Consider the following 25,934-nt stretch of genomic DNA (forward strand, 5'->3'; position numbering starts at 1 on the left):
ACCCGGCCCGCCGGACGCGAGAGGTGTATTGGTCTGTGGAAAACCCCCGCCGCTCTGGCCGTGCCGGACGTCGTCGCACTTCCGGCACACCGTTGTTCGGCCAGCTCCTCACGGCCGCGGTCGAATCCGCGGCCGAGTCGGTAGCTGTTCGCGACAACCCGACCGGGGCACCGGGCAGCGAACGACAACTCACTTATCGAGCCCTCGATCAGCAATCCTCACGGTTGGCGCGTGAACTCATCGACCGTGGTGTCGGCGCGGGTGACGTCGTCGCGATCGCGATCGCGCGGTCGATCGAATCCGTGCTCGCGGTATGGGCGGTCGCCAAGACCGGTGCCGCCTATGTGCCGGTCGACCCCGCCTATCCGAGCGAGCGGATCGCCCACATCGTCGCCGATTCCGGCGCGATACTCGGCCTGACCACCGCCGCTCACCGGGCCGCGCTCGGCACCGGGCTGTACTGGATCGAACTCGACGATCCCGTCGTCGCCGAGCGCATCGACGCCAGGCCAGCGCACGCGGTGAGCTATGCCGACCGGGTCCGGCAGATCGACGATCACCACCCCGCCTACGTCATCTACACCTCGGGTTCCACGGGTCGGCCCAAGGGCGTCGTGGTCACCCATACCGGGCTCGCGAGCCTGGTCGCCGCCGAGCGTGAACACTATGGCGTCACCCCGGATTCGCGGGTGCTGCATGTTTGCTCGCCCAACTTCGACGTGTCGGTGCTCGAGCTGCTGTTGGCCTTCAGCGCCGGCGCCACCCTGGTCATCTCGCCCGCGCGGGTGTTCGGCGGTTTCGAACTGTCGGACCTGCTGCGCCGCGAACGCGTGACCCATGTGCTCATCACGCCGGGCGCGCTCGAATCGGTCGATCCGACCGGACTGCCCGACCTGCGCACCGTGGTCGTGGCCGGTGACAGGTTCGGTCCGGAACTGGTCGGGCGCTGGGCCGCCGACGGTCGCGCCTTCCACAACGGCTACGGGCCGACCGAGGCCACCATTCTCGCCACCAGCACCGGACCGCTGCGCCCGCACGCGCCGATCACCATCGGCAGCGCGGTGCCCGGGATGGGGCTGTATGTTCTCGACGCGCGGCTGCGGCCGGTGCCCGCGGGCGTGGTCGGCGAGCTGTATCTGTCCGGACCCGCGCTGGCGCAGGGGTATCTGGGCAGGCCGGGGCTCACCGCGGAACGCTTCGTTGCCTCGCCGTTCGGGCCGGGCAGGTTGTACCGCACCGGTGACCTGGTCCGCAGGCTCGAGGCCGACGGCACGCTGGAATACCTGGGCCGCACCGACTTCCAGGTGAAGGTGCGCGGGTTCCGGATCGAACTCGGCGAGATCGACAACGCGCTCACCGCCCACCCCGATCTCGACTACGCGGTGACGCTCGGCAAGACCATGCCGTCGGGGGCGACCGCGCTGGTGTCGTATGTGCTGCCGCGGGTCGGGCGCACGGTCGACACCGGGGCGCTGGCCGAGTTCCTCGCCGAATCGCTGCCCGCGTACATGGTTCCGGCCGTCATCATGGTGCTCGACGCGGTTCCGCTGACCGCGGTGGGCAAGCTCGATCGGGCCGCGTTGCCGACGCCGGTGTTCACCGTGCGTGGTTTCCGCGCCCCCGCGACGCCCGCCGAACAGGTCGTCGCCGACGTGTTCGCCGCGCTGTTGCTGCGCGAAGGCACCGGTCGGGTCGGTGCCGATGACGACTTCTTCGAACTCGGTGGCGACTCGCTGCTGGCCGCCCAGGCCGTCGCCCGGATCGGCGCCGCGCTGGACGTGCGGGTGCCGGTGCAGGCGGTGTTCGAGGCGCCGACTGTGGCGGCGCTGGCGAATCGGGCCGAGCAGCAACGCGTCTCGGCCCGCGCGTTGCCGTTGACCGCGCGAGCGCGCCCCGTGCTGGTGCCGCTGTCGTATGCCCAGCAGCGGATGTGGTTCCTCAACCGGTTCGATCCGGCCTCGGCGGTGGACAACATTCCGGTCGCCGTGCGGCTGTCCGGTCGACTCGATCTGCCCGCTCTGCGCGCGGCGGTCGCCGATCTGATCACCCGGCACGAGGTCCTGCGCACGGTCTATCCCGTTTGCGACGGTGGCGTGCCCGAGAGCTGGTCGCGCACGGCCACTGTCGAGGGCACGGTGCTCGACGGTGAAGGTCATCAGGTGGTGCTCGCACCCGGTGATCCGGCCGCCGCGCCGGAATTCGAGGTCGTCGAGATCGACGAGAGCGAGCTGTCCGAGGCGATCGCCGCGGCCGCGCTCACCGGTTTCGACGTCACGACCGCGCCGCCCGTGCGGGTGCGGGTCCTCGCGCTGACCGGGTCGGCGGGCGAGGGCCCCGCGACCGAGCACGTGGTGGTGTGCGTGGTCCACCACATCGCCGCCGACGGCTTCTCCTTCGCGCCGTTGACCAGGGACCTGCTCACCGCCTACGCCGAACGACGCGGCGGCGGCGCGCCGCAGTGGCCCCCGCTGCCGGTCCAGTACGTGGACTACACACTGTGGCAGCGCGAACTGCTCGGCACCGAGGACGATCCGCACTCGCTGCTCGCCGCGCAGGTCGCGTTCTGGCGCGAGACCCTCTCCGGCCTGCCCGAACAGCTGGAACTGCCCGCCGACCGACCGCGCCCCGCCGTGGCCAGCCGCGCGGGCGGCACGCTCGACGTGCAGATCCCGGCCTCGGTGCACGCCGGTCTCGCCGCGCTGGCCCGCGAGTACAACGCCACCCTGTTCATGGTCGTGCACACTGCGCTGGCCCTGCTGCTGGCCCGGCTGTCGGGCACCCGCGACATCGCCATCGGGACCCCGGTCGCCGGTCGCGGTGAGCAGGCGCTCGACGAGCTGATCGGCATGTTCGTCAACACGCTCGTGCTGCGCACCGATGTCGACTCCAGTGCGTCGTTCGCCGAGTTGCTCGGCGAGGTGAGGTCGCGCGATCTCGCGGCTTTCGGCCACGCCGATGTGCCGTTCGAGCGGCTCGTCGAACTGCTCGAGCCGGTGCGTTCCACCGCGCGTCACCCGCTGTTCCAGGTGATGCTGACCTTCCAGAACCTGGCCCGCACCGAACTGGCGCTGCCCGGACTGTCGGTGTCGGCGGCCGATTTCACGGTGCCGCTGGCCAAGTTCGATCTGCAGGTGGAACTGGCCGAGCGGATCGGTGCCGACGGCGCGCCACAGGGTATGGCCGTCTCGTTCGTGTACGCCACCGACCTGTTCGACCGCGCCACCGTCGTCGACTTCGCCGATCGCTGGGCGCGCGTGCTGTCCGCGGTGGTCGCCGATCCGGCGGTGCCGGTGGGCGACATCGACGTGCTCGCCCCCGGTGAGCGTGAACTCGTGCTGCGCGAAGGGAATTCGCCCGGCATCGCGGTGCCCGAGGTCACCGTGGCCGATCTGATCTGCGCGCAGGCCCAGCAGCGTCCCGACGCGATCGCGGTGCGAGCGGGGGAGCGGTCGCTGAGCTTCGGTGACCTGCTCGGTCGCGCGTCCGCGCTGGCACGCGCGCTGATCGAACGCGGCGCCGGTCCGGAAACGCTGGTGGCCGTGGCGGTTCCGCGTACCGAGGAGCTGCCGGTCGCGCTGCTCGCGGTGTTGCTCTCGGGCGCGGGCTACCTGCCGATCGACTCCGGATATCCGGCCCAGCGCCTGGAATACGTGCTCGGCGACGCGAAACCCGCTGTGCTGCTGACCACTTCGGCCGAGCGCGAGCTGGTGCCCGCCGCCGACCTGCCGGTGGTGCTGCTCGACGAACAGCACGCCTACCCGGCCACGCCGCTGCGGGCCGCGCAGCGACGCGCGCCGCTGCGCCCCGATCACCTCGCCTATGTCATCTACACCTCTGGCTCCACCGGCCTGCCCAAGGGCGTCGGTGTCAGTCACCGCAATGTGCTCGAGCTGTTCGCCAACACCCAGCTGCTGTTCGAGTTCGACGACACCGACGTCTGGACGGTGTTCCACTCCTTCGCCTTCGACTTCTCGGTGTGGGAACTGTGGTGCGCGCTCGCCGGTGGCGCCTCGGTGGTGGTGGTCGACCACCTCACTTCGCGCTCGCCGATCGAGTTCCGCGCACTGCTCGCCCGCGAACAGGTGACGGTGCTGAGCCAGACCCCGACCGCCTTCGCCCAGCTCGACGAGGCCGACCGCGCCGCGCAGGCCGCCGGTGCGGCCCCGCTGCCGCTGCGCTATGTGATCTTCGGCGGTGAGGCGCTGGACCCGCGCAAGCTCAACCGCTGGTACGACCGGTACGGAACCAGCTCCGCCGCACCGCAACTGGTGAACATGTACGGCATCACCGAGACCACCGTGCACGTCTCGCACCTGCCCATCGCCGCACGTGCGGCGGGTCAGGACGCGGGCGAGCACACCGCGCCGTCGAGCACGGCAGCGGGCGCGACCGAGCTGCCGGGCAGCCTGATCGGGCGCGCGCTGCCCGGACTGTCGGTGGTCGTGCTCGACGACCGGTTGCGGCCGGTGCCCTTCGGCGTCGCCGGTGAGCTCTACATCGCGGGCAACCAGGTCTCGCGCGGATACCTCGGCAAGCCGGGACTCACCGCGACCCGTTTCGTGGCCGACCCGTACGGTCCGCCCGGTGCGCGTCGCTACCGCTCCGGTGACCTCGGCCGCTGGATCGGTTTCCGCGGCGCCCCGACCCTCGAGTACGGCGGTCGTGGCGATCAGCAGGTGCAGCTGCGCGGATTCCGCATCGAACCGGGCGAGATCGAAACCGCCCTGCTCGGTGTGCCCGGTGTCGGCCAGGCCGCGGTCATCGTGCGCACCGACGAGCACGCGGGTGACCGGCTGATCGGCTATGTCGTCCCGGTCGCCGGTGCCGAACTCGATTCGGTCGCCGTGCGCGCCGCTGTCGCCGAGTTCCTCACCGGCTACATGGTTCCCGATGCCGTGGTGGTGGTCGCCGGCCTGCCGCTGACCGCCAACGGCAAGCTCGACCGCGCCGCACTGCCTGCCCCCGAGTACACCGCCGCCACCGTGTTCCGCGCGCCGACCACCCCGATCGAGCTCAGCATCGCCGAGGTGTTCGCGACGTTGCTCGGGGTGCCCGAGGTCGGCCTGGACGACGACTTCTTCGACCGCGGCGGCAACTCGCTGCTGGCCACCAGAGCCATCGCCCGCATCGACCAGGCCCTCGGCGCCGATCTGGTGGTGCGCGACCTGTTCGAGGCGCCCACCGTCGGCACGCTGGCGGCTCGGGTACGCCCCGGCGCGGTCGTCGCGCCGCGCCCGCCGCTGACCCCGGCCCAGGAACGCGGCGTCATCCCGCTCTCGCCCGCCCAGCAGCGGATGTGGCTGCTCAACCGCATCGACCCGGACTCCCCGGCCTACAACATCCCGCTGGCCCTGCGCCTGCGCGGTGCCCTCGACACCTCGGCGCTGCGCTACGCGGTCGCCGATGTGCTGGAACGGCACGAGGCGCTGCGTACCCGATTCCCCGCCGACGGTCCCGACGCGGTGCCGTACCAGGAGATCCTGCCGGTCAGCGCGGTGCTGCCGAACGGCCTCACGGTCGAGGTCTGTGACGATCCGCGCGAACGGGTGATGCGGCTGCTCGCGGGCGGATTCGATGTGGCCGAGCGAGTTCCGTTGCGCGCCGGGCTGTTCACCGTCCCCGATGACGACCCGCTCGCCGAGGAGGAGCACGTGCTCGCCGTGGTGGTGCAGCACATCATCGCCGACGGCGCCTCGCTCGCGCCGCTGGCCCGCGACCTGGTGATCGCCTACCGGGCCAGGGTGGAAGGGCGTTCACCCAGCTGGGCGCCGTTGCCGGTGCAGTACGCCGACTACGCGCTGTGGCAGCGCGCGGTGCTGGGCGAGGAGTCCGACGAGACCTCCACCGCCGCACGGCAACTCGACTTCTGGCGGCACACGCTGGCCGGGCAGACCGGCACCGTGGAACTGCCGCACGATCATCCGCGTCCGCCCCACGCCTCGCTGCGCGGCGCCGACGTGAGCACCACCCTGCCCGCCGACGTGCACGCGCGGCTGGCCGAGGTCGCCCGCGAGCACAACGCCTCGTTGTTCATGGTCGTGCACGCGGCGCTGGCCGTGCTGCTGGCCCGCGTCTCCGGCAGCACCGACATCGCGATCGGCACCCCGATCGCCGGCCGTGGCGAGCCCGAACTCGACGATCTGGTCGGCATGTTCGTCAACACGCTCACCCTGCGCACCGAGGTGGCGCCCGAGCGCGGCTTCGACGAGCTGGTCACCGCGGCCCGCGAGGTGGATCTGGCCGCTTTCGCCAACGCCGATCTGCCGTTCGAGCGGATCGTCGAGGAGGTGGCGCCCACCGGCACCGTCTCGCACAATCCGCTGTTCCAGGTGGTGCTGTCGTTCCACAACACCGAGACGCCGGTGCTGCGGCTGCCCGGCCTCACCATCGAGGCGATGGACCTGGCGGCCCGGCCCGCCAAGTTCGACCTGCAGGTCAATGTGGAGCCGCGCCACACCGTCAGTGGCGAGCCCGACGAGCTCGGCATCGTCTTCACCTATGCCACCGACCTTTTCGACGAATCCACGGTGGCGGCCTTCGCCCGCGGATTCACCGAGATCATCACCGCGGTGGCCGCCGACCCCACGCTGACGGTCGGCGACATCGACCTGCGCGATGCCAGGGAACGAGAACGCGAACTGACCGCGGCGGCCTTCGCTCCGGCGCCCTCGGCCAACGGCGCCGCACTCGCCCAGGAACTGGCCGCCGCCGTCGAGGAGGACCCGGAGGCGCCCGCCCTGGATCTGGGCGAGGCCGAGCTCACCTATCACGAGTTCGACGCCCGCTCCTCGCAGCTGGCGCGCTCGTTGATCGCCCGTGGTGCCGGGCCGGGCACCGGGGTCGCGGTGCGGCTCGATCGCGGGGTGAACGCGGCGGTGGCCACCTGGGCGGTGCTCAAGGCCGGTGCCGCGGTGGTGCCGCTGGTGACGATCGGCGCGCAGCTGCCCGATCGGCTCGAGGTGAAGCTGGGCCTGGCCCTCGACATCCTCGACGCGCCCGACGGGCTGGACTGGTACGACCTGGCCGACCCCGCGTTGCGCGCCGAACTGGCGGCCGAGTCGCCGCGCCCGATCGGCTACGCCCACCGCACCCGCGCCCTGCGCGGCGACGACGTGGCCTTCATCGGCAGCGGCCGCACGCTCAGCTACGACGAGCTGGCCGGTGCCGCCGAGCGGGTCGCCCAGCGCACCGGACTCAGCTTCGAATCGCGGACGCGGGCGGCCGGGCGGCCGGATTCGGTGGCGGGCGTGCTGGAGATCGTCGCGACCGGAATAGCCGGTGCGACGCTGGTGATGGCGCCCGACGACGGCGGTGAGGACGAGGTGAGTCATGTGTTCACCGAGTCGGCGGTGGCCGTGGCCGAGCCGGGGGACGGGACCGGTGCGACGATCGTCGCGATCGGTGAGATGATCGGCAACGCCGGGCAGACGCCTGCGCGGCGCGCGGTGGTAGGGATGGATGGCTAGGTGGAACGAACGCTGGCTGGCTCGCGCTGGGTGCGGGCCGGAGGCAGTGCGCGTCGAGATGGAGCGCGTCGAGAGCGGTACGAGGTGTGCATGACCGGGCAACGGCGAGTCGACTCTATCGAGTGGAGGGCGCTGTCGTGACCCGGGCGAGCAGGACCTCCGGCGCCCGGGCCAGGCAGCGCGGGAAGTCGCTGCCGCAGTTGCTGTCGGTGGCGGTGGAGTCGAACCCTGATGGGCTGGCGCTGTCCTGGTCCGACGGTGTGTCGGTGCCGGTGCGCTGGACCTACGCCGAACTCGACGAACGCGCCAACCGGCTGGCCCGGTTGCTGATCGCGCGCGGGATCGGTCCCGAGGACATCGTCGCCATCGGCATCCCGCGGTCGCCCGAGTCGGTGCTCGCCATGTGGGCGATCACCAAGGCCGGTGCGGCCTTCCTGCCGGTCGACCCGAACTATCCCCCCGCCAGGGTGACCCACATGCTCGCCGACGCGGGCGCGGTCCTCGGCCTCGCGGTCGGCTCGGCCGTCGACCGCTTGCCCGGCACCGTCGACTGGCTGTGCCTCGACCACGAGCCGGTGCGCCGCGCCGCCGACGAGCAGTCCGGCGATCCGGTCACCTTCGCCGACCGGGTCCGTCCGCTGCGGCTGGCGCACCCCGCTTACGTCGTCTACACCTCCGGCTCCACCGGCCTGCCCAAGGGCGTTGTGGTGACCCACGCCGGATTGGCCGGGTACAGCGCCGAGCAGCGCGCGCACTACAGCATCGAATCATCCTCGCGAACATTGCATTTCGCCTCACCGTCGTTCGACGCGGCCGTGCTCGAACTGCTGATGGCGGTCGGTGCGGCCGCAACCATGGTGGTGGTGCCCGCGGGCATCCTCGGCGGTGCCGAACTGGCCGAGGTGCTGCGTCGCGAAGCGGTGACGCACATGTTCATCACGGCCGCGGCCTTGGCCTCGATCGACCCGACCGGGCTGCACGAACTGGTCGTCGTCACCGCCGGCGGCGAGGCGTGCCCGCCGGAGGCGGTCCGGCGCTGGGCCACCGAACTGCCGTCGGGCACCCGGCGGTTCCACGACTGCTACGGGCCGACCGAGACCACCATCGTCACCAATATCAGCGCTCCGCTGGCGGCGGGTGATCCCGTGAACATCGGTCCGCCGCTGCGCGGGGTCACCGAGTACGTGCTCGACGAGCGGCTCGTCCGGGTGCCCGACGGGATGATCGGCGAGCTCTACATCGCGGGCAACGAGCTGGCCCGTGGGTATCACCGGCAGCCTGCCCTCACCGCGGCACGGTTCGTCACCGACCCCTTCGACCCGGCCGGCGGACGCATGTACCGCACCGGTGACCTGGTGCGCAGGCGGGTCGACGGTGCCATCGAGTACGTGGGCCGCAACGATTTCCAGGTGAAGGTTCGCGGCTTCCGGATCGAGCTCGGTGAGATCGACACCGTGCTGGCCGCGCACGACAGCGTCGACTTCGCCGTCACGGTCGGGCACGAACTCGACAACGGCACCACGATCCTGGCCGGCTACGTGCACCCCGCGCCGGGCGCGCGGATCGACCTCGAGCAGGTGCTCGACCATGCCAAGGCCGGTCTGCCCGCGCACATGGTGCCCACCGCGCTGACCGTGCTCGACACCATCCCGCTCACCCCCGTCGGCAAGCTCGACCGGGCCGCGCTGCCCGCTCCCACTCTGCGCGCCAACGAGTTCCGCGCGCCGTCGGGGGCGATGGAGGAGCTGGTGGCGCACCTCTTCACCGAGCTGCTCGCCCCGGCCGAGCCGATCGGCGCCGACGACGACTTCTTCGCCCTCGGCGGCAATTCGCTGCTGGCCACCCAGGCCGCCGCGCGGCTGGGCGCCGAGCTGTCCGCGCGGGTGCCCGCCGGTCACCTCTTCGAGAGCCCCACCGTCGCCGGGCTGGCCGAACTGCTCGAGCCGCTCAAGGGCGCGGGCGGGCAGGCCGCGCCGACGCGCCGCGAGCGACCCGAGGTGATCCCGCTCTCGCCCGCGCAGCGGCGGATGTGGTTCCTCAACCAGTTCGACCCCAGCTCCACCGCTGAGACCATTCCGTTCGCGCTGCGGTTGACCGGGCCCTTCGACCCGCGCGCCCTGCATCACGCGCTCGCCGACCTGGTCGCGCGGCACGAATCGCTGCGCACCTGGTATCCGGTGCTCGACGGTGGTGAGGCCGGTGACGGCGGGGGCCACCAGGTGGTGCTGCCGATCGCCGAAGCCGTGCCCGATGTGCTCCTCGATTCCCTCACCGAGGACGAATTGCCGCTGTGGCTGGCCGAATTCGCCGGTACCGGTTTCGATGTCGCCGCACAGGTGCCGCTGCGGGTGGCGCTGGCCGAACTCGGTCCGCGTGAGCACGTGCTCGCGGTGGCCCTGCACCACATCACCGCCGACGGCGCCTCCCTCGCGCCGTTGCTGCGCGATCTGCTCGGCGCCTACCTCGCCCGCCGCAACCGGTCGCGGCCCAGCTGGCAGCCGCTGCCGGTGCAGTACGCCGACTACACGCTGTGGCATCAGGAACTGCTCGGCGCCGAAGGCGATCCCGATTCGGTGGCCGCGCAGCAGATCTCGTTCTGGCGCACCGAGCTGTCCGGGTTGCCCGACCGGCTGGACCTGCCCACCGATCGCCCGCGTCCGCCGGTGTTCACCGGGCGCGGCGCCGAATTCGGCTTCCGCATTCCCGCGTCGGTGCACACCGCGCTCGCCGCGCTGGCCCAGCGCAGCGGCACCTCGGAATTCATGGTCGTGCACGCCGCGTTCGCGGTGCTGCTGAGCCGGGTCGCGCACACCGACGACATCGCCATCGGCACGCCCGTGGCCGGACGCGGCGCGCGCGAACTCGACGACCTGATCGGCATGTTCGTCAACACGCTGGTGCTGCGCTCGCACGTCGATCCGGCGGCGAGCTTCGCCGAACTGCTGCGGGCGACCAAACGCGCCGACATCGCCGCCTTCGCCAACGCCGACCTGCCGTTCGAGCGGCTGGTCGAACTGCTCGACCCGGTTCGCTCCCAGGCCCATCACCCGCTGTTCCAGGTGGCCCTGTTCTTCCAGAACCTGGACCTGCCGAACCTTCGTCTGCCCGGCCTCGACGCCGAGCCGGTCGAATTCGGCGGCACGGTCGCCCGTTTCGACCTTCAGCTCACCATCGTGCCCGGGGCCGATCCGACCGAGCCGATGGCCGCGTCGTTCACCTACGCCACCGATCTGTTCGACGCCGAGTCGATCGGCGCGCTGGCCGCCCGCTTCGTCCGCCTGCTCGATGTGGCCTCCGCCGCGGCCGACACCGCCGTCGCCGACATCGATCTGCTGACCCCGGCCGAACGTGAACAGACCCTGGTGGCCTGGAACGGCACCGGTCATCCGGTGACGCCGGAGCTGATGCTGGACCCGTATCGCCGTGCGGTTCAGGCGCATCCGGATGCCACCGCTCTCGTCTACGAGGGTGAGGAACTGACCTACCGGCAGTTCGACGAGCGGGTCAATGCCATCGCCCGGCTGCTGATCCAGGCCGGGGTCGGGCCGGAAGGTCTTGTCGGCCTGGCGATCCGGCGCTCACCCGAGCTGGTCGTCGGCATGTACGCGGTGCTCGCCGCCGGTGGCGCCTACGTGCCGCTGGACCCCGACCACCCCGCCGAGCGCATCGGCTACATCCTCGACACCGCTCGCCCCGCCTGTGTGCTGAGCACCCGCGCCGACGCGATCGAGGTACCCGTCGACACCGAGCTGCTGCTGCTCGACGAACTCGATCTCGGTGGTGTGCCGGTGGACCCGGTGCGCCCCGCCGAACTGCGTTCGCCGCTGCGCGGTGAGCACCCGGCCTACGTCATCTTCACCTCCGGCTCCACCGGCAAGCCCAAGGGCGTCGCGATCTCGCACGCGGCGATCCACAACCAGCTGGTGTGGATGCTGGCGAAATACCCACTGGCCCTGGGTGATGTGTACCTGCAGAAGACCGCGACCACCTTCGACGTGTCGCTGTGGGGCTACTCCATGCCGCTGCGGGTCGGCGCGAAACTGGTGCTCGCCACCCCGGACGGGCATCGTGATCCGGCGTATCTGATCGAGCTGATCGCCGAACATCGGGTCACCGTCACCGATTTCGTTCCGTCGATGCTCACGGTGTTCGCCGCCCATGCCGCGCCGGGCAGCCTGCCGTCGCTGCGCGAGGTGTTCGTCATCGGTGAGGCGCTGCCGCCGGAGACCGTCGACGCCATGGCCGCCGTCAGTTCGGCGCGCCTGCACAACCTCTACGGGCCCACCGAGGCGGCCGTGTCGGTCACCTACTGGCCCGCGCGCGCGGGCGCCAGGTCCGTGCCGATCGGCTTGCCACAGTGGAACACCCGGGTCTATGTGCTGGATTCGCGGTTGCGGCCGGTGCCACCCGGGATCGCGGGCGAGCTCTATCTCGCGGGTGATCAGCTCGCGCGCGGCTATGTCGCCCGGCCGGGGCTCACCGCGGATCGCTTCGTCGCCGATCCGTTCGGTGCTGCACAGCGGATGTACCGCACCGGCGATCTGGTGGTGTGGCGTCGCCCCACCGCGAGCGCGCCGCATCGGCTGGACTACCTGGGGCGCATCGATTTTCAGGTGAAGTTTCGCGGGCAGCGCATCGAGCTCGGCGAGATCGAGACCGCACTACTCGGCCACGATTCGGTGAGTCAGGCGGTGGCGCTGGTCGTCGCGACCGAACTCGGTGATCAGCTGGTCGCCTACGTCGTGCCCGCGCCCGGCTTCGCCGCCGATCCGGACCGGTTGCGGGCCGCCGTGTCGAAAACCCTTCCGGTCTATATGGTTCCGGCCTCGATCACGGTGCTCGACGAGCTGCCGCTCAATGCCAGCGGCAAGCTCGACCGCAAGGCCCTGCCCGCGCCGCGGTTCACCGCCCGCGCGTTCCGGGCGCCGAGCACCGCGCAGGAGCGGCTGGTCGCCGAGTTGTTCGGTGAAGTGCTGGGCCGCAACGACATCGGTGCCGATGATGACTTCTTCGCGCTCGGCGGGAACTCGCTGATCGCCACCCGGCTCGTCGCCCGCCTCAGCGCGGCCACCGGTGACCGGGTCGCGGTGCGGACGCTGTTCGAGACCCCGACCGTCGCGGGGCTGGCCGCCGTGGTCGATCCCGAGGGCGCCACCGCGTCCACCAGCGGCCTCGGCACGCTGGCGCGGCCCGATGAGCTGCCGCTCTCGCCCGCGCAGCGGCGCATGTGGTTCCTCAACCGGTTCGACCAGGGCGGCGGTGCGGGCGCCGCCGCCTACAACCTGCCGTTCGCACTGCGGTTGACCGGCAGCCTCGACGTCGTCGCGCTCGGCGCCGCGCTGCGGGATGTGCTCGCCCGGCACGAGGTGCTGCGCACGATCTATCCCGATACCGGGGACGGACCGATTCAGCGGGTGTTGCCTGCCGAGGAGGTAGGACTCGACGTGTCCGCGCACCGCGTGGATCCGGCCGAGTTGGTCGACCAGGTCGGCACGCTCGCTGCGACGGCATTCGACGTCACCGCCGAGGTTCCGCTGCGGGTCCGGCTGCTCGACATCACCGGTTCCGGTCCGGACGCGCCCACCGAGTACGTGCTGGCCGTGGTGGTGCACCACATCGCCGCCGACGCGTCGTCCATGCCGCCGCTGGTGCGCGATGTGACCACCGCCTATCTGGCGCGGGCCGCGGGCCGGGCACCCGACTGGGCGGCACTGCCGGTGCAGTACGCCGATTACGCGCTGTGGCAGCTGGATCGGCTCGGCGCCGAGGACGATGCCGAATCGACCGCCGCTCAGCAGATCGCGTTCTGGCGCGACGAGCTGGCCGGGCTGCCCGACCTGCTCGAACTGCCCGCCGACCGGCCGCGACCCGCAGTGGCCTCGTTGCTCGGCGGGCGGGTGCCGGTGCGCGTCGACGCGGCCACCCACGCCGAACTCGCCCGGATCGCCAAGGACAGCGGTGCGACCGTGTTCATGGTGCTGCACACCGCCTTCGCCGTGCTGCTCGCGCGGCTGGCCGGTACCGCCGACGTGGCGGTGGGCACCCCGGTCGCCGGTCGGGGCGAACGCGAACTCGACGACCTGATCGGGATGTTCGTCAACACCGTCGTCCTGCGCACCCGCTACGACGGCGGCACCGCCTTCACCGACCTGCTCGCCGCCCAGCGCGCCGCCGACCTGGCCGCGTTCGCCGCCGCCGACGTGCCGTTCGAGCGGCTCGTCGAGGTGCTCGATCCGCCACGCTCGACCGCGCGGCATCCACTGTTCCAGGTGGGGCTGTCGTTCCAGAACGTCGACCGCGCGGCGCTCGAGCTGCCCGGACTGCGGATCGCGCCGGTGTCGGCGGATCTGGCTGTCTCGCAATTCGATCTGCATCTGATCGTCGGGGACGGGTACGACGCCGAGGGGACGCCCACCGGCATCGAGGGCTTCTTCACCTATGCCACTGATCTGTTCGATGCCGAGACCGTGGCGGCCTTCGCCGATCGTTTGACGCTGCTGCTCGACGCCGTGGTGCGTGAGCCCGGTGTGGTCGTCGGCGACGTCGACCTGCGGACCGCTGCTGAACGAGCCGCCGAGATCACCAGTGGAGCCGCAGATCTCGCGATGCCCGGTGGCACGTTGGCCGAGCTGCCGGTGCGCGCGCGGCCGGAAGCCGTCGCGCTCGTGGCCGATCTGCCAGAGGGCAGGCTCGAGATCACCTACGCCGCGTTCGAGGCACGGGTGAATCGACTGGCCCGCCACCTGATCTCGCTCGGCGTCGGCCCCGAATCGCTGGTCGCGCTGGCTCTGCCGCGCTCGATCGATCTCGTCGTCGCCATGTTCGCGGTGACCAGGTCCGGTGGCGCGTACGTGCCGATCGACCCCGATCAGCCCGCCGACCGCACCGACTACATCCTGCACACCGCCGCCCCGATCTGTGTGCTCAGCAATGGTTTCCGCACCGATGCCGCCCCGGTGGTGCGGGTGGATCACCCGGCCGTCGAGTCCGCCGATTCCGCACCGATCACCGACGACGACCGTCGTGCGCCGCTGCGCCCGGACAACACCGCCTACGTCATCTTCACCTCCGGATCGACCGGCCGCCCCAAGGGCGTCGCGGTGCCGCACGCGGCGGTGGTCAACCAGTTGCAGTGGTTGCGTGGCGAATTCGGCACCGGCTCCGCTGATGTGTTCCTGCTGAAGACGCCTGCCACCTTCGACCTGTCGGTGTGGGAATTCTGGTCCGCCGCCGCCTGTGGCGGGCGCCTGGTGATCGCCGCCCCCGATGGTCACCGTGATCCCGCCTATCTGGACGTGCTCATCGCCGATGCCGGGGTGACGACGTTGACCGCGGTGCCCTCACTGCTCGACACGTTGGTCGGCTACTGGGACGCACGTTCATCCTCCGCACAGGGTTCGGCCACGCGGGCGGAGCAGCGGAATCCGGCGCACGGCGAGGTCTCGTCGTCGTCCGCGTGGGCCCTGCCCGGTATCCCTGCGCGGGGAGGGGCGTCGGCGCGGGAGTCGTCCCCGGCTGAGGTGTCGAGTTCGGGGCAGCCGCTGGTACGCATTCTGGCGATCGGTGAGGCGCTACCGGGTGCGTTGGCGCAGCGGCTGCTGAAGGCGCTGCCCGGCACCAGGATCGACAATCTGTACGGGCCCACCGAAGCCGCGGTGTCGATCACCGATCACCGGGTGACTGCGGCCGATGTGCTGAGTGTGCCGATCGGCACTCCCGAGTGGAACAGCCGGGCCTATGTGCTCGACGAGCGACTGCGGCCGGTTCCCCCTGGTGTCCGGGGTGAGCTCTATCTGGCGGGTGTGCAGCTGGCCCGCGGGTATCTGCGCAAGGCCGCGTTGAGCGCCGAACGATTCGTCGCTGATCCCTTCGAGCCGGGGGCCCGGATGTACCGCACCGGCGACCTGGTGACACGGGGTGCGGTGTATCCCGTCGCCGGCGCTGCCGGTGGCACTGCGGGCGGCGAGCTGAACTACTTGGGCCGCACCGATTTCCAGATCAAGGTCCGTGGCTTCCGGGTCGAGCCCGGCGAGGTGGAGGCCGCTCTGCTCGCCCTGCCCGGTGTCGTCGAAGCCGCGGTACTGGCCCGCACCGACGGGCACCTCGGTGATCGCCTCGTCGCCTACGTCGTCGGCACCGAACTCGATGTCGCGCAGGCGAAGTCCGCGCTGCGTGCGACGCTGCCCGCCTATCTGGTGCCCGACGCCTTCGTCGTGCTCGACGCCCTGCCGCGCACCGTCAACGGCAAACTCGACCGCACCGCTCTGCCCGCACCGGCCGTCGAGGCCGCGACCTTCCGTGCGCCCGCGACGCCCACCGAGCAGCTCATCGCCGGTGTGTACGCGCAGATCCTCGAGGTCGAGGCGGTCGGCGCCGACGACGACTTCTTCGCCCTCGGCGGCAACTCCCTGCTCGCCACCCGAGCCGCCGCCCGGATCGGCGCCGCACTGGACCGCACCGTCGGCGTGCGCCTGCTGTTCGAGGCCCCGACCGTCTCCGACCTGGCCCTGCGCGTACACCGCTCCGTGGCTGCCGCTGCCCGGCCGCTGGTCGCCCGCCCCCGTCCCGACCGGGTCCCGCTGTCGCTGGCCCAGCACCGCATGTGGCTGCTCAACCAGCTCGACCCCGACGCGACAGTCTACAACATCCCCGCCGCCATCCGCCTCACCGGCGCCCTCGACATCGCGGCCCTCACCCTCGCCGTCGGCGACCTGTTCGGCCGCCACGAGGTCCTGCGCACCCGCTATCCCGACCACGGCGACGGCCCGGAACAGGAAGTCCTCGCCCCGAGCGCCGTACACATCGACCTGACGCCCGTACCGGTCGCCGCCGACCCGGCAACGAACAACGCATCCCGCGCGGACGCGCTCCTCGGAGCTCTGACCGACGAAGTGCGCCGGACGGTCGCCACCGGGTTCGATGTCACCGTCGACCCACCGGTGCGTCTGCGGCTGCTGCGCCTCGGCGCGGACGATCATGTGCTGGTATTCGTCGCCCATCACATCAGCGCCGATGGATTCTCCATGGGTCCGCTCACTCGTGATCTGGTGCTCGCCTACACCGCACGGACCGCGGGTGCGCCGCCCGCGTGGTCGCCGCTACCGCTGCAGTACGCCGATTACGCGGTGTGGCAACGGGACTCGCTCGGGGACGAAGCCGATCCCACGTCCCCGGCGGCGGCTCAGCTGGCCTACTGGCGTACCGAACTCGATGGGCTGCCCGAGGAGATCGCGCTGCCCAGCGACCGGCCGCGCCCAGCGATGCAGTCGTTCGCGGGTGCGACGAGCAACTTCGAGATCGATGCCGATCTGCACGCGGCGTCGGCCGCGCTGGCCCGCGCCGAGGGCGTCACCGTGTTCATGGTGGTCCAGGCCGCGTTCGCGGTGCTGCTCGCGCGGCTCGGCGGGGTCGACGATGTCGCGATCGGTACGCCCATCGCGGGGCGTGGTGCGCGCGAACTCGACGACCTGATCGGCATGTTCGTCAACACCTTGGTCCTGCGCAGTCGGGTCGACGAGGACGCGCCGTTCACCGAGTTGCTGACCAAGACCCGCGATACCGACCTGCGGGCCTTCGCCCACGCCGATGTCCCGTTCGAGCGCGTCGTCGACGCGGTCCAGCCCGCGCGCTCGGCGGGCAGGCATCCGCTGTTCCAGGTGGCGCTGTCTTTCGAGAACCTGGCCCCGGTCGCGCTCGACCTGCCCGGCATCACCGTCGGCGCGCTGGACGCCCGCACCGCCGAAGCCAAGTTCGACCTGCTGCTCACTCTGCGCGAGCTGCCGGGTAACGGTGGCATCCAGGCCGAATTCACCTATGCGACAGATCTGTTCGACGCCGCGACCGTCGACGGTTTCGCCGCGCGGTTCACCCGGGTACTCACCGCCGTCACCACCGACCCCGAGACCACCGTCGGTGCCATCGACCTGCTCGCCCCGGCCGAGTTCACCGCGCAGACCACCTTCGCCGGTCCCGGCGCCGAGCCGGAGCGCACGCTCGCCCAGCTCATGGACGCGGCCGTGCGCGCCAACCCGTCCGGCCTGGCGGTACGCGGCGACGGTCGCGGATTCACCTACGCCGACCTCGACGCCGCGGCCAACCAGCTGGCCCGGGGTCTGATCGCTCGCGGCGCGGGACCGGAAGCCGCTGTCGCCGTGGCGATCCGGCGCTCGCCCGAATCGGTGCTCGCCGTGTGGGCCATCGCCCGCACCGGCGCGGTGATCGTGCCGATCGACCCCGGCTACCCCGCCGAGCGGATCACGCACATGGTCGCCGACTCCGGCGCGGTCTTCGGCGTCACCCTCGCCGCCGAACTCGCCGGACTGCCGACGCTGCCGGGGGAGGGCGACTGGCTCGCACTCGACGACGCGGCCGTCACCGCCGAGGTCGCCGGATACGCCTCCGTGAGCCTGCGCGAGATCGAATTGCGCGCCCAGCCGCGCACCGACAACGCCGCCTACATGATCTACACCTCCGGCTCGACCGGACTGCCCAAGGGCGTCGTGGTCACCCACGCCGGACTCGCCAACTTCTGCGCCGAGCAGAAGGACCGCTATCGCCTCGACACCACCTCGCGCGCACTGGCTTTCGCCTCACCGTCGTTCGACGCTTCCATGCTGGAACTGCTGCTCGCCCTCGGCGGCGCGGGCACCTTGGTGGTGGCACCCGCGGGCTCGGTCGGTGGCGCCGAACTCGCCGAGCTGATCCGCGCGGAAGGCGTGACCCACACCTTCCTCACACCCACTGTCCTGGCCACCCTCGACCCCGAGAGCGTCCCGGGCCTGCGCGCGCTCGTCGTCGGCGGCGAACACGTGCCCGCCGATCTGGCGGCCCGCTGGAACACCGTGCCGCAGCGGCACTTCCACAACGGCTACGGTCCCACCGAGGCCACGATCATGACCACCATCAGCGCACCGCTGCTCCCCGGCGAAGCGGTGCACATGGGCGGCCCGATCCGCGGCGTCCGTGCCCTGGTGCTCGACTCGCGGCTGCGCCCGGTGCCCGACGGCGTCACCGGCGAGCTCTACCTCGGCGGCATCCAACTGGCTCGCGGCTACCAGGATCGCCCCGGTCTCACCGCCGCCCGCTTCATCGCCGATCCCTACCCACTGGCCGACGAGGCCGCGCGCATCCGCTCCGCGTCCGCACTGACGGCGTCGGACCGATCGGCGCCCACCTCCTCGGTGGCCGGATCCACCCACTCGACCATCACACCCGGCGCGCGTCTCTACCGCACCGGTGACTTGGTTCGGCGCCGCGGCGATGTGCTGGAGTTCTTGGGCCGCAACGACTTCCAGGTCAAGGTCCGTGGTCTGCGCATCGAACTCGGCGAGATCGACGCCGTGCTGGCCGCCGCGCCGGGTGTCGCCTGGGTGACCACGCTCGGGCGCGACACCGACAGCGGCGCGACGATGCTGGTGTCGTATGTGCTGGCCGAGCCGGGGGAGCGGCTGAACTCCGCCGAGCTGACCGCGCTGGCCGGGCAGGTACTGCCCGATTACATGGTGCCCGCCGCGATCGTCGTCCTCGACGAACTGCCGCTGACCCCCGCCGGAAAGCTGGACCGGCGCGCCCTGCCGGACCCCACCGCCGCGCGCGGCGAACATCGTCCGCCCCGGACCCCGGCCGAACGCGCCGTCGCCCGGGTGATCGGTGAGGTCCTCGGCCGCGACCGGGTCGGCCTCGACGACGACTTCTTCGCCCTCGGCGGCGACAGCATCACCGCAATCCAGGTGGTCGCCCGCGCCGGCGCGGGCGGTGTGACCCTGCGCCCGCGCGATCTGTTCGACGCCCGCACCGTCGCCGCGCTGGCCGATCGCGCCGAACTCACCGCCGACGCCGCCCGCGGGCCCGCCGCGCTGCCACTGACCGCCACCGCCGCCGCCCTGATCGAGGCCGGACAGGCCGCGGTCGAACCGCGCGCGGTGCTGCTCGAAGTCCCCGCGGACTGCCCCGACGAGGCCGTCGCCACCGTCGCCGCCGCGGTGATGAACCAGCATCCGATGCTGTGGGCCCTGCTCGACCGCACCGGCGACACCCCGGTGCTGCGCATCCCGCCGCCCGAGGAACGCATCGGCGACGCCTTTCGCAGGCTCGCCGCCGCCGACGGTGAAGCCTCGCTGCCCGTCGACGACATCGTCGCGGCGGCCGCCGCCGCGCTCGATCCGGACGAGGGCCGCAACATCCACTTCGTGCTCACCGGCGACGGCACCGGGTCGTCGACCCTCGTCGTCGTCGCGAATTCTCTCGTCCTGGATGAGGTTTCCTGGCGCACGGTGGTCGACCAGCTCACCACCGCGTGGAGCCGCGGCCGCCACGCCGCGCCCGCCGCCCCCGATGCCGGGCTCGGTGACCTGGTGCGCAGGCTCGCCGACTACCCCGCCACGGTGAAGGCGCGCGCCGAACGGGAGTACTGGCACCGCGCGATCCGTTCCAGGGCCGACGAATCCGCCGATCTGCGGCAGCGCAACCGCGTCTCGCTGAGCATCACCGGCGAGGGCACGGCCGCGGTCAGTACCGTCGCCGAGGCCTATCACGCCACCGTCGACGAGGTCGCCCTCACCGCCGCCGCGATCGCCCTGCAGACCGCCGCCGACTCGGACGCGGCCAGGGCGATCGGCACGGTGGTCCGGCTGCGCGCCGATCAGCGCCTGCTCGGCAAACCCCACGCGGAGAACGTGGTCGGCGGCTTCACCACCGACTATCCGCTCGCCCTGCGCCTGGACGGCGTCGACATCAGCGACGCGCTGGTCGGCGGTCCGGCCGCCGGGACGGCGCTGGCCCAGATCAAGGAACTGCGCCGCGCGGTGCCCGCCCACGGCGCGGGTTTCGGCCTGCTGCGCTACCTCGACACCGAGGCCGCCGACAGCGTGCGCGCGCTCGATCGCGGCCGCTTCGCCGTGCGCTTCCGCGATCTGCGCCCGGCCAAGGTGCACACCGACGTCGCCGCCGACGATCTGGCACTGGTCCTCACCGTCGACGCCACCGACGACGGCCTGGTCGTGCGCTTCGACTACGCCACCGCCGTGCTCACCGCGGATGCGGTCAAGGGCTTCGCCGAACACTGGATCCGCGCGCTCGGTGGCCTCGCCGAACACGGATTGCGCCCCGGTGCGGGCGGATTCACCCCCTCGGACTTCCCGCTCGTCCGTCTCGGCCAGACCGAATTGACCCGACTGGTCCGCCGCTACCCACTGCTCGGCGATGTGTGGCCGGTGACCCCGCTGCAGTCCGGCATGCTGTTCCACGCGCTGCTCGCGGAGAACTCGGTCGACCCCTACATCACCCAGTTCGTCCTCGACCTCGACCCGGCCGTCGAAGACGAGCGCCTGCACCAGGCCGCCCAGGCGGTGCTCGACCGGCACGACAACCTGCGCGTGGCCTTCGCCACCGACGCCGCGGGTACGCCACTGCAGGTGGTGGTCGACGACCTCGACGTGCCGTGGCAGGTCATCGACGCCGACGACGAGACCTACCAGCGGATCCGAACCGCCGACCTGGCCAAGCACTTCGACATGGCCACCGCCCCGCTGCTGCGCTTCACTCTCGTGCGCACGCCGGGGCGCGCGCACCTGCTGGTCACCAGTCATCACATCCTGATCGACGGCTGGTCGACCCCGCTGCTGCTGCAGGAACTGCTCACCGCCTACGCCGTCGGCGGCCGCAGCAGGCGCCTGCCCAAACCGGCGCCCTACCGTGACTACCTGGCCTGGCTGGTCGAGCAGGATCTCGACGCCGCCCGCCAGGCCTGGCGCACCGCGCTCACCGGCCTGGCCGAGCCCACCCCGCTCGCGCCGGTCGATCAGGGTCGCGAAATCGCCACGGGCACCGGCGAAACCGGCTTCGAGCTCGCCCCGGCCGACACCACCGCGCTGAGCGAGCTCGCCGCGGGCCTCGGCGTCACACTGAACACCGTGGTCCAGGCCGCGTGGGGTCTGCTCATCGCGCGCCTGGTCGACCGCGACGACGTGGTGTTCGGCGCCACCGTCTCCGGCAGGCCCGCCACGCTCGCGGGCGTGGAACGCATGGTCGGGTTGTTCCTCAACGCCATCCCGGTCCGGGTGCGGCTGCGCCCCGGTGACACCGTCGCCGAACTGCTGCGCAGGCTGCAGGACGAGCAGGCCGCACTGCTCGACCACCACTACCTCGGCCTCGGCGAGATCCAGGAGATCGCCGGGATCGACGCGCTGTTCGACTCGCTCGTGGTCTTCGAGTCCTTCCCCGTCGACCGGGCCGGCCTGGCGCAGGCCGCGTCCGGGTCCGCCGCGGTCACCGGGATGGACGCCGCGAACGGCACCCACTACCCGCTGACCGTGCAGGTCGTCGCCGACGGGCAGTTGCGGGTCTCGGTGAAGTACCTGCGCGATGTGTTCGGCGCCGACACCGCCATCGCACTGGCCCAGCGGCTGTCGATGCTGCTGGCCCGGTTCGCCGGCGACCCGCGGGCCCGCCTCGCCGAGATCGATGTCCTGCTGGCCGAGGAGCGCGCAACTCTCGCCGCGGTGAACGCCACCGACGCACCGGAGCTGCTCGACGAGGCGACGCTGTTGTCGCTGTTCGACGCGCAGGTGGCCCGCACCCCGAACGCGACCGCCCTCGTCGACGGCGAAACCGCCTACACCTACACCGAGTTCGATGATCGCCAGCGCGCGCTCGCCACCGCCCTGCGCGCGCACGGCGCGGGCCCGAACACGCTCGTCGCCATTGCGATGCGGCGCGGCATCGACCTGGTGACCGCGATCTACGCGGTCCTGCGCACCGGCGCCGCCTACGTGCCGGTGGACCCGGATCACCCGGCCGAGCGCACCGAACGCGTGCTCACCGCCGCCGCGCCCGTCTGCGTGCTGACCACCAGCACGACCGGCTTCGGCACCGCCGCGGGCGCACCGGTGGTCGAGATCGACACGCTGGCCACCGGGTCGTCCACCGAGTTCGCCGCGCCGCGACCGGACGAACTCGCCTACGTCATCCACACCTCCGGCTCCACCGGCATCCCCAAGGGCGTGATGCTCACCCACCGGCAGCTGGTCAACCAGTTCCGCTGGGCGCAGCGCACCTACCCGCACGGGCCCGGCGACGTGGTGTTGCACAAGACCCCGGTCACCTTCGACATCGCCACCTGGGAACTGCTGTGGCCCTTGCAGACCGGCGCGACCGTGGTGATCGCCGAACCCGACGGCCACCGCGACCCGGCCTATCTGGCTCGGGTGATCGCCGAACGTGCCGTCACCACGGTGCACTTCGTGCCGTCGATGCTCGACGCGTTCCTCGCCGAATCCGGTGGTGCCGAATTCCCTTCGCTGCGAAGAGTGTTCGCCGCCGGTGAAGCGCTGTCGTCGTCGACCGCGCGGCGCTCCGGTCAGGTGCTGGCCGGGGTGGAGCTGATCAACTGGTACGGGCCCGCCGAGGCCACCGTCGTCACCGCTGCGCCCGCTGAACCGGCTGCCGCCGTGAGCATTCCGATCGGCGCACCCGTCGCCAACACCCGGGTGCACGTGCTCGATCGTCAGCTGCGTCCCGTGCCGCCCGGCACGGCGGGCGAGCTGTACCTCGAAGGCGTGCAGCTGGCCCGCGGCTATCTGGGCGCACCGGCGCTCACGGCCGAGCGGTTCGTCGCCCATTCCGGTGGCGGGCGGCTCTACCGCACCGGTGACGTGGTTCGCTGGACCGCCGACAAGAGCCTGGAATACCTGGGGCGCAGCGACTTCCAGGTGAAGTTGCGCGGGCAGCGAATCGAACTCGGCGAGATCGAGGCGGTGCTGCGCGAGCATCCCGCGGTCCGCCACGCCGCCGTCGCGCTCGTGCACGGGTCGACCGGTGACCGGCTGGTCGGCTACGTGGTGCCGGCCGAAGCGGCCGGGCCCGCAGGGCACGCGACCGGTACCGGTCCGAACCCGGAGACGGCCCCCACGCACCGGACGGGATACTCGATCGCCGTCGGCGTCACCGCCGTGGACGAGACCGCGCTGCTCGCCCACGTCCGCGCGGCGCTGCCCTCCTCCATGGTCCCCTCGACCCTGGTGACCTTGCCTGCCCTGCCGCTCAACGCCAGCGGCAAGCTCGACCGCAAGGCACTGCCGGTCCCCGCCGTCACCTCCCGCCCCTACCGGCCGCCGACGACCCCGCTGCAACGCGCGGTCGCCGAGGTCTACGCCGACGTGCTCGGCGCGGGCAAGGTCGGCCTGGACGACGACTTCTTCGAACTCGGCGGCAACTCGCTGGTGGCCACCAAGGCGATCAGCAGGCTGCGCACCAGGATCGGCGCCGAGGTACGGGTGCAGTGGTTCTTCACCGACGCCACCGTCGAGGCACTGGCCGCCCGGATCGACGCCACCCAGTCCGGCACCGGCGACTACGACCTCGAATCCGACGACGCCCTCGGCGTGCTGCTGACCATCCGCAACCGGGTGCCACACGGCACCGAGGCCGGGGGCCCGCTGTTCTGCATCCACCCGATGTACGGCCTGTCCTGGTGCTACGCCGGACTGGCCCAGTACCTCCCCGCGCGACGGCCGATCTTCGGCCTGCAGTCACCCGCGCTGAGCGAAGCGGGTTACCTGCCCGGCACCCTCGCCGAGATGGCGCGCCGCTACGCCGCCGAGATCAGGGCCGAGCAGCCGCACGGTCCGTACCGCCTGATGGGCTGGTCGCTGGGCGGTGTGCTCGCCCACGCCGTCGCCACCGAGCTGCAGGCGTCGGGGGAGCGGGTCTCGCTGCTGGCCATGCTCGACTCGCACCCCGATATCGACGTCCCCGATTTCCACACCGCGGTGCGCGACGCGCTCGCCGAACTCGGCGTCGACATCAGCGCCGCGCTGCCCACCGCGGGCGTGCGCGAACTCAGCGAGGACGGGCTGGCCGCCCTGCACGCGATCATCCCGGCCAACATGGCCGTGCTCACTCCCGAACGGGTGCGCCGGATCTATCGCAGCGCCGTGCGCTCGGCCGAACTGATCGCCGAGCACCGGCCCGCGGTGTTCCGGGGCAGGCTCGAGTACTTCAGCGCGCTCGGACACGAGACGGCGGCGCGCAATTGGGCCCCGTATGTCGACGGCGAGATCCGCGATCGCCCGGTCGCGGTGGTGCATGATCAGATGACCTCGCCGCAGGCGCTGGCCGAGATCGGTCCGTGCCTGGCCGAGCTGCTCGACGCGGGTGACCGGGCGACCGGGTCACGATGACAGCGCTGGTGCTGATGAGGCATGATGTGACCGCACTGTTGTAGCGATTACTACTTTTGTACCAACCGCATAACACGTAGGGTCTGGCGTGGTGCAAGACGTGCCCTGGGTGACAGGTCGCGGACCGAGTTGGAATTCGAGACGAAGCGAAGGTGCGAAATTGATGCGTCGGCACACCCGACGTCGTGGCTCCCGTGCCGCGGCGATGATCGCGGCAATGGCAGTGGCCGCCGGATTGATGTCCGGTCTCGGCGTCGCACCGGCCTCGGCTGACCCGATCATCGATTCCGGGAGCCTGCTCGCGAACCCTGTCGCCCCGGACGGCTCCAAGATCGTCAAGGCCGAGGTGAAGGACTCGCGCAGCCTGCGGCTGCACGTGTACTCCGCGGCCATGGACCAGAACATCATCGTCGACGTGCAGCGCCCGGCCGACGCCTCGGTCCCGCGCCCCACCCTGTACCTGCTCAACGGTGCGGGCGGCGGCGAGGATTCGGCGTCCTGGGTCGCCAAGACCGACGCGCTCGAGTTCCTCGGCGACAAGAACGTCAACGTCATCCAGCCGATCGGCGGCGCCTGGAGCTACTACACCGACTGGATCCACGACGATCCGGTCGTCGGCCGCAACAAGTGGAAGACCTTCTTCACCGAGGAGCTGCCCCCGCTGGTCGACGGGGCGCTGGGCACCAACGGTGTGAACGCCATCGCCGGTCTGTCCACCTCGGGTACCACCGTGCTCGCGCTGCCCATCGCCAAGCCCGGCCTGTACAAGGCCGCGGCGGCCTACTCCGGCTGCGCGCAGACCTCCGATCCGATCGGCTCGGAGTTCGTCAAGGTCACGGTCGAGACCTGGGGCGGCGGCGACACCATGAACATGTGGGGCCCGCAGGGCTCGGAGGAGTGGGTCAAGAACGACCCCTATGTCAACGCCGAGGGTCTGCGTGGTCTGGATCTCTACATCTCCAGTGGCAACGGTCTGCCCGGCCCGTACGACACCCTCGACGGCGAGTACGCGCTGCCGGGCGCCTATGGCCTGGCCAACCAGATCGTCATCGGCGGCATCATCGAGGCGGGCACCAACTACTGCACGCACAACCTGGCCAACCGGCTCGAGGAGCTGGGTATCCCGGCCACCTTCAACTTCCGTCCCAACGGCACCCACTCGTGGGGCTACTGGAAGGACGAGCTGAAGCTGTCGTGGCCGACCCTGGCCCGCGGCCTCGGCCTGTAGTTCACCGGCTCGACGAAACCGCCTCGGTCGTGACCGGGGCGGTTTCCTTTGTCGACCTACCTC

The 25,934-nt window shown here is 71.4% G+C and carries 3 protein-coding genes; all 3 read left to right on the top strand.

Annotation, left to right across the window (positions count from 1 at the left end; all coding sequences use genetic code 11):
• Positions 1 to 35: 35 nt before the first annotated feature.
• The 3 genes from BOX37_RS03650 (at position 36) to BOX37_RS03660 (ending at position 25,871) form a co-directional block, all read left to right on the top strand.
• Complete coding sequence (locus BOX37_RS03650; protein WP_084759405.1) at positions 36 to 7,466, top strand: non-ribosomal peptide synthetase; 7,431 nt, start codon at positions 36 to 38, stop codon at positions 7,464 to 7,466.
• Between the two features lie 137 nt (positions 7,467 to 7,603).
• Positions 7,604 to 24,643: a non-ribosomal peptide synthetase gene (locus BOX37_RS03655; protein WP_071926399.1), complete on the top strand. Its 17,040-nt coding sequence runs from the start codon at positions 7,604 to 7,606 to the stop codon at positions 24,641 to 24,643.
• Positions 24,644 to 24,848: 205 nt separating this feature from the next.
• A complete protein-coding gene (locus BOX37_RS03660; protein ID WP_071926400.1) occupies positions 24,849 to 25,871 on the top strand; it encodes an alpha/beta hydrolase in 1,023 nt (340 codons plus the stop codon).
• The last annotated feature ends 63 nt before the right edge of the window (positions 25,872 to 25,934 follow it).

Source organism: Nocardia mangyaensis (genome assembly GCF_001886715.1).
Taxonomy (GTDB): domain Bacteria; phylum Actinomycetota; class Actinomycetes; order Mycobacteriales; family Mycobacteriaceae; genus Nocardia; species Nocardia mangyaensis.

Coding starts and splice junctions, on each gene's coding strand:
- BOX37_RS03660 (WP_071926400.1), top strand. CDS start 24,849: ATGATCGCGGCAATGGCAGTGGCCGCCGGATTGATGTCCGGTCTCGGC.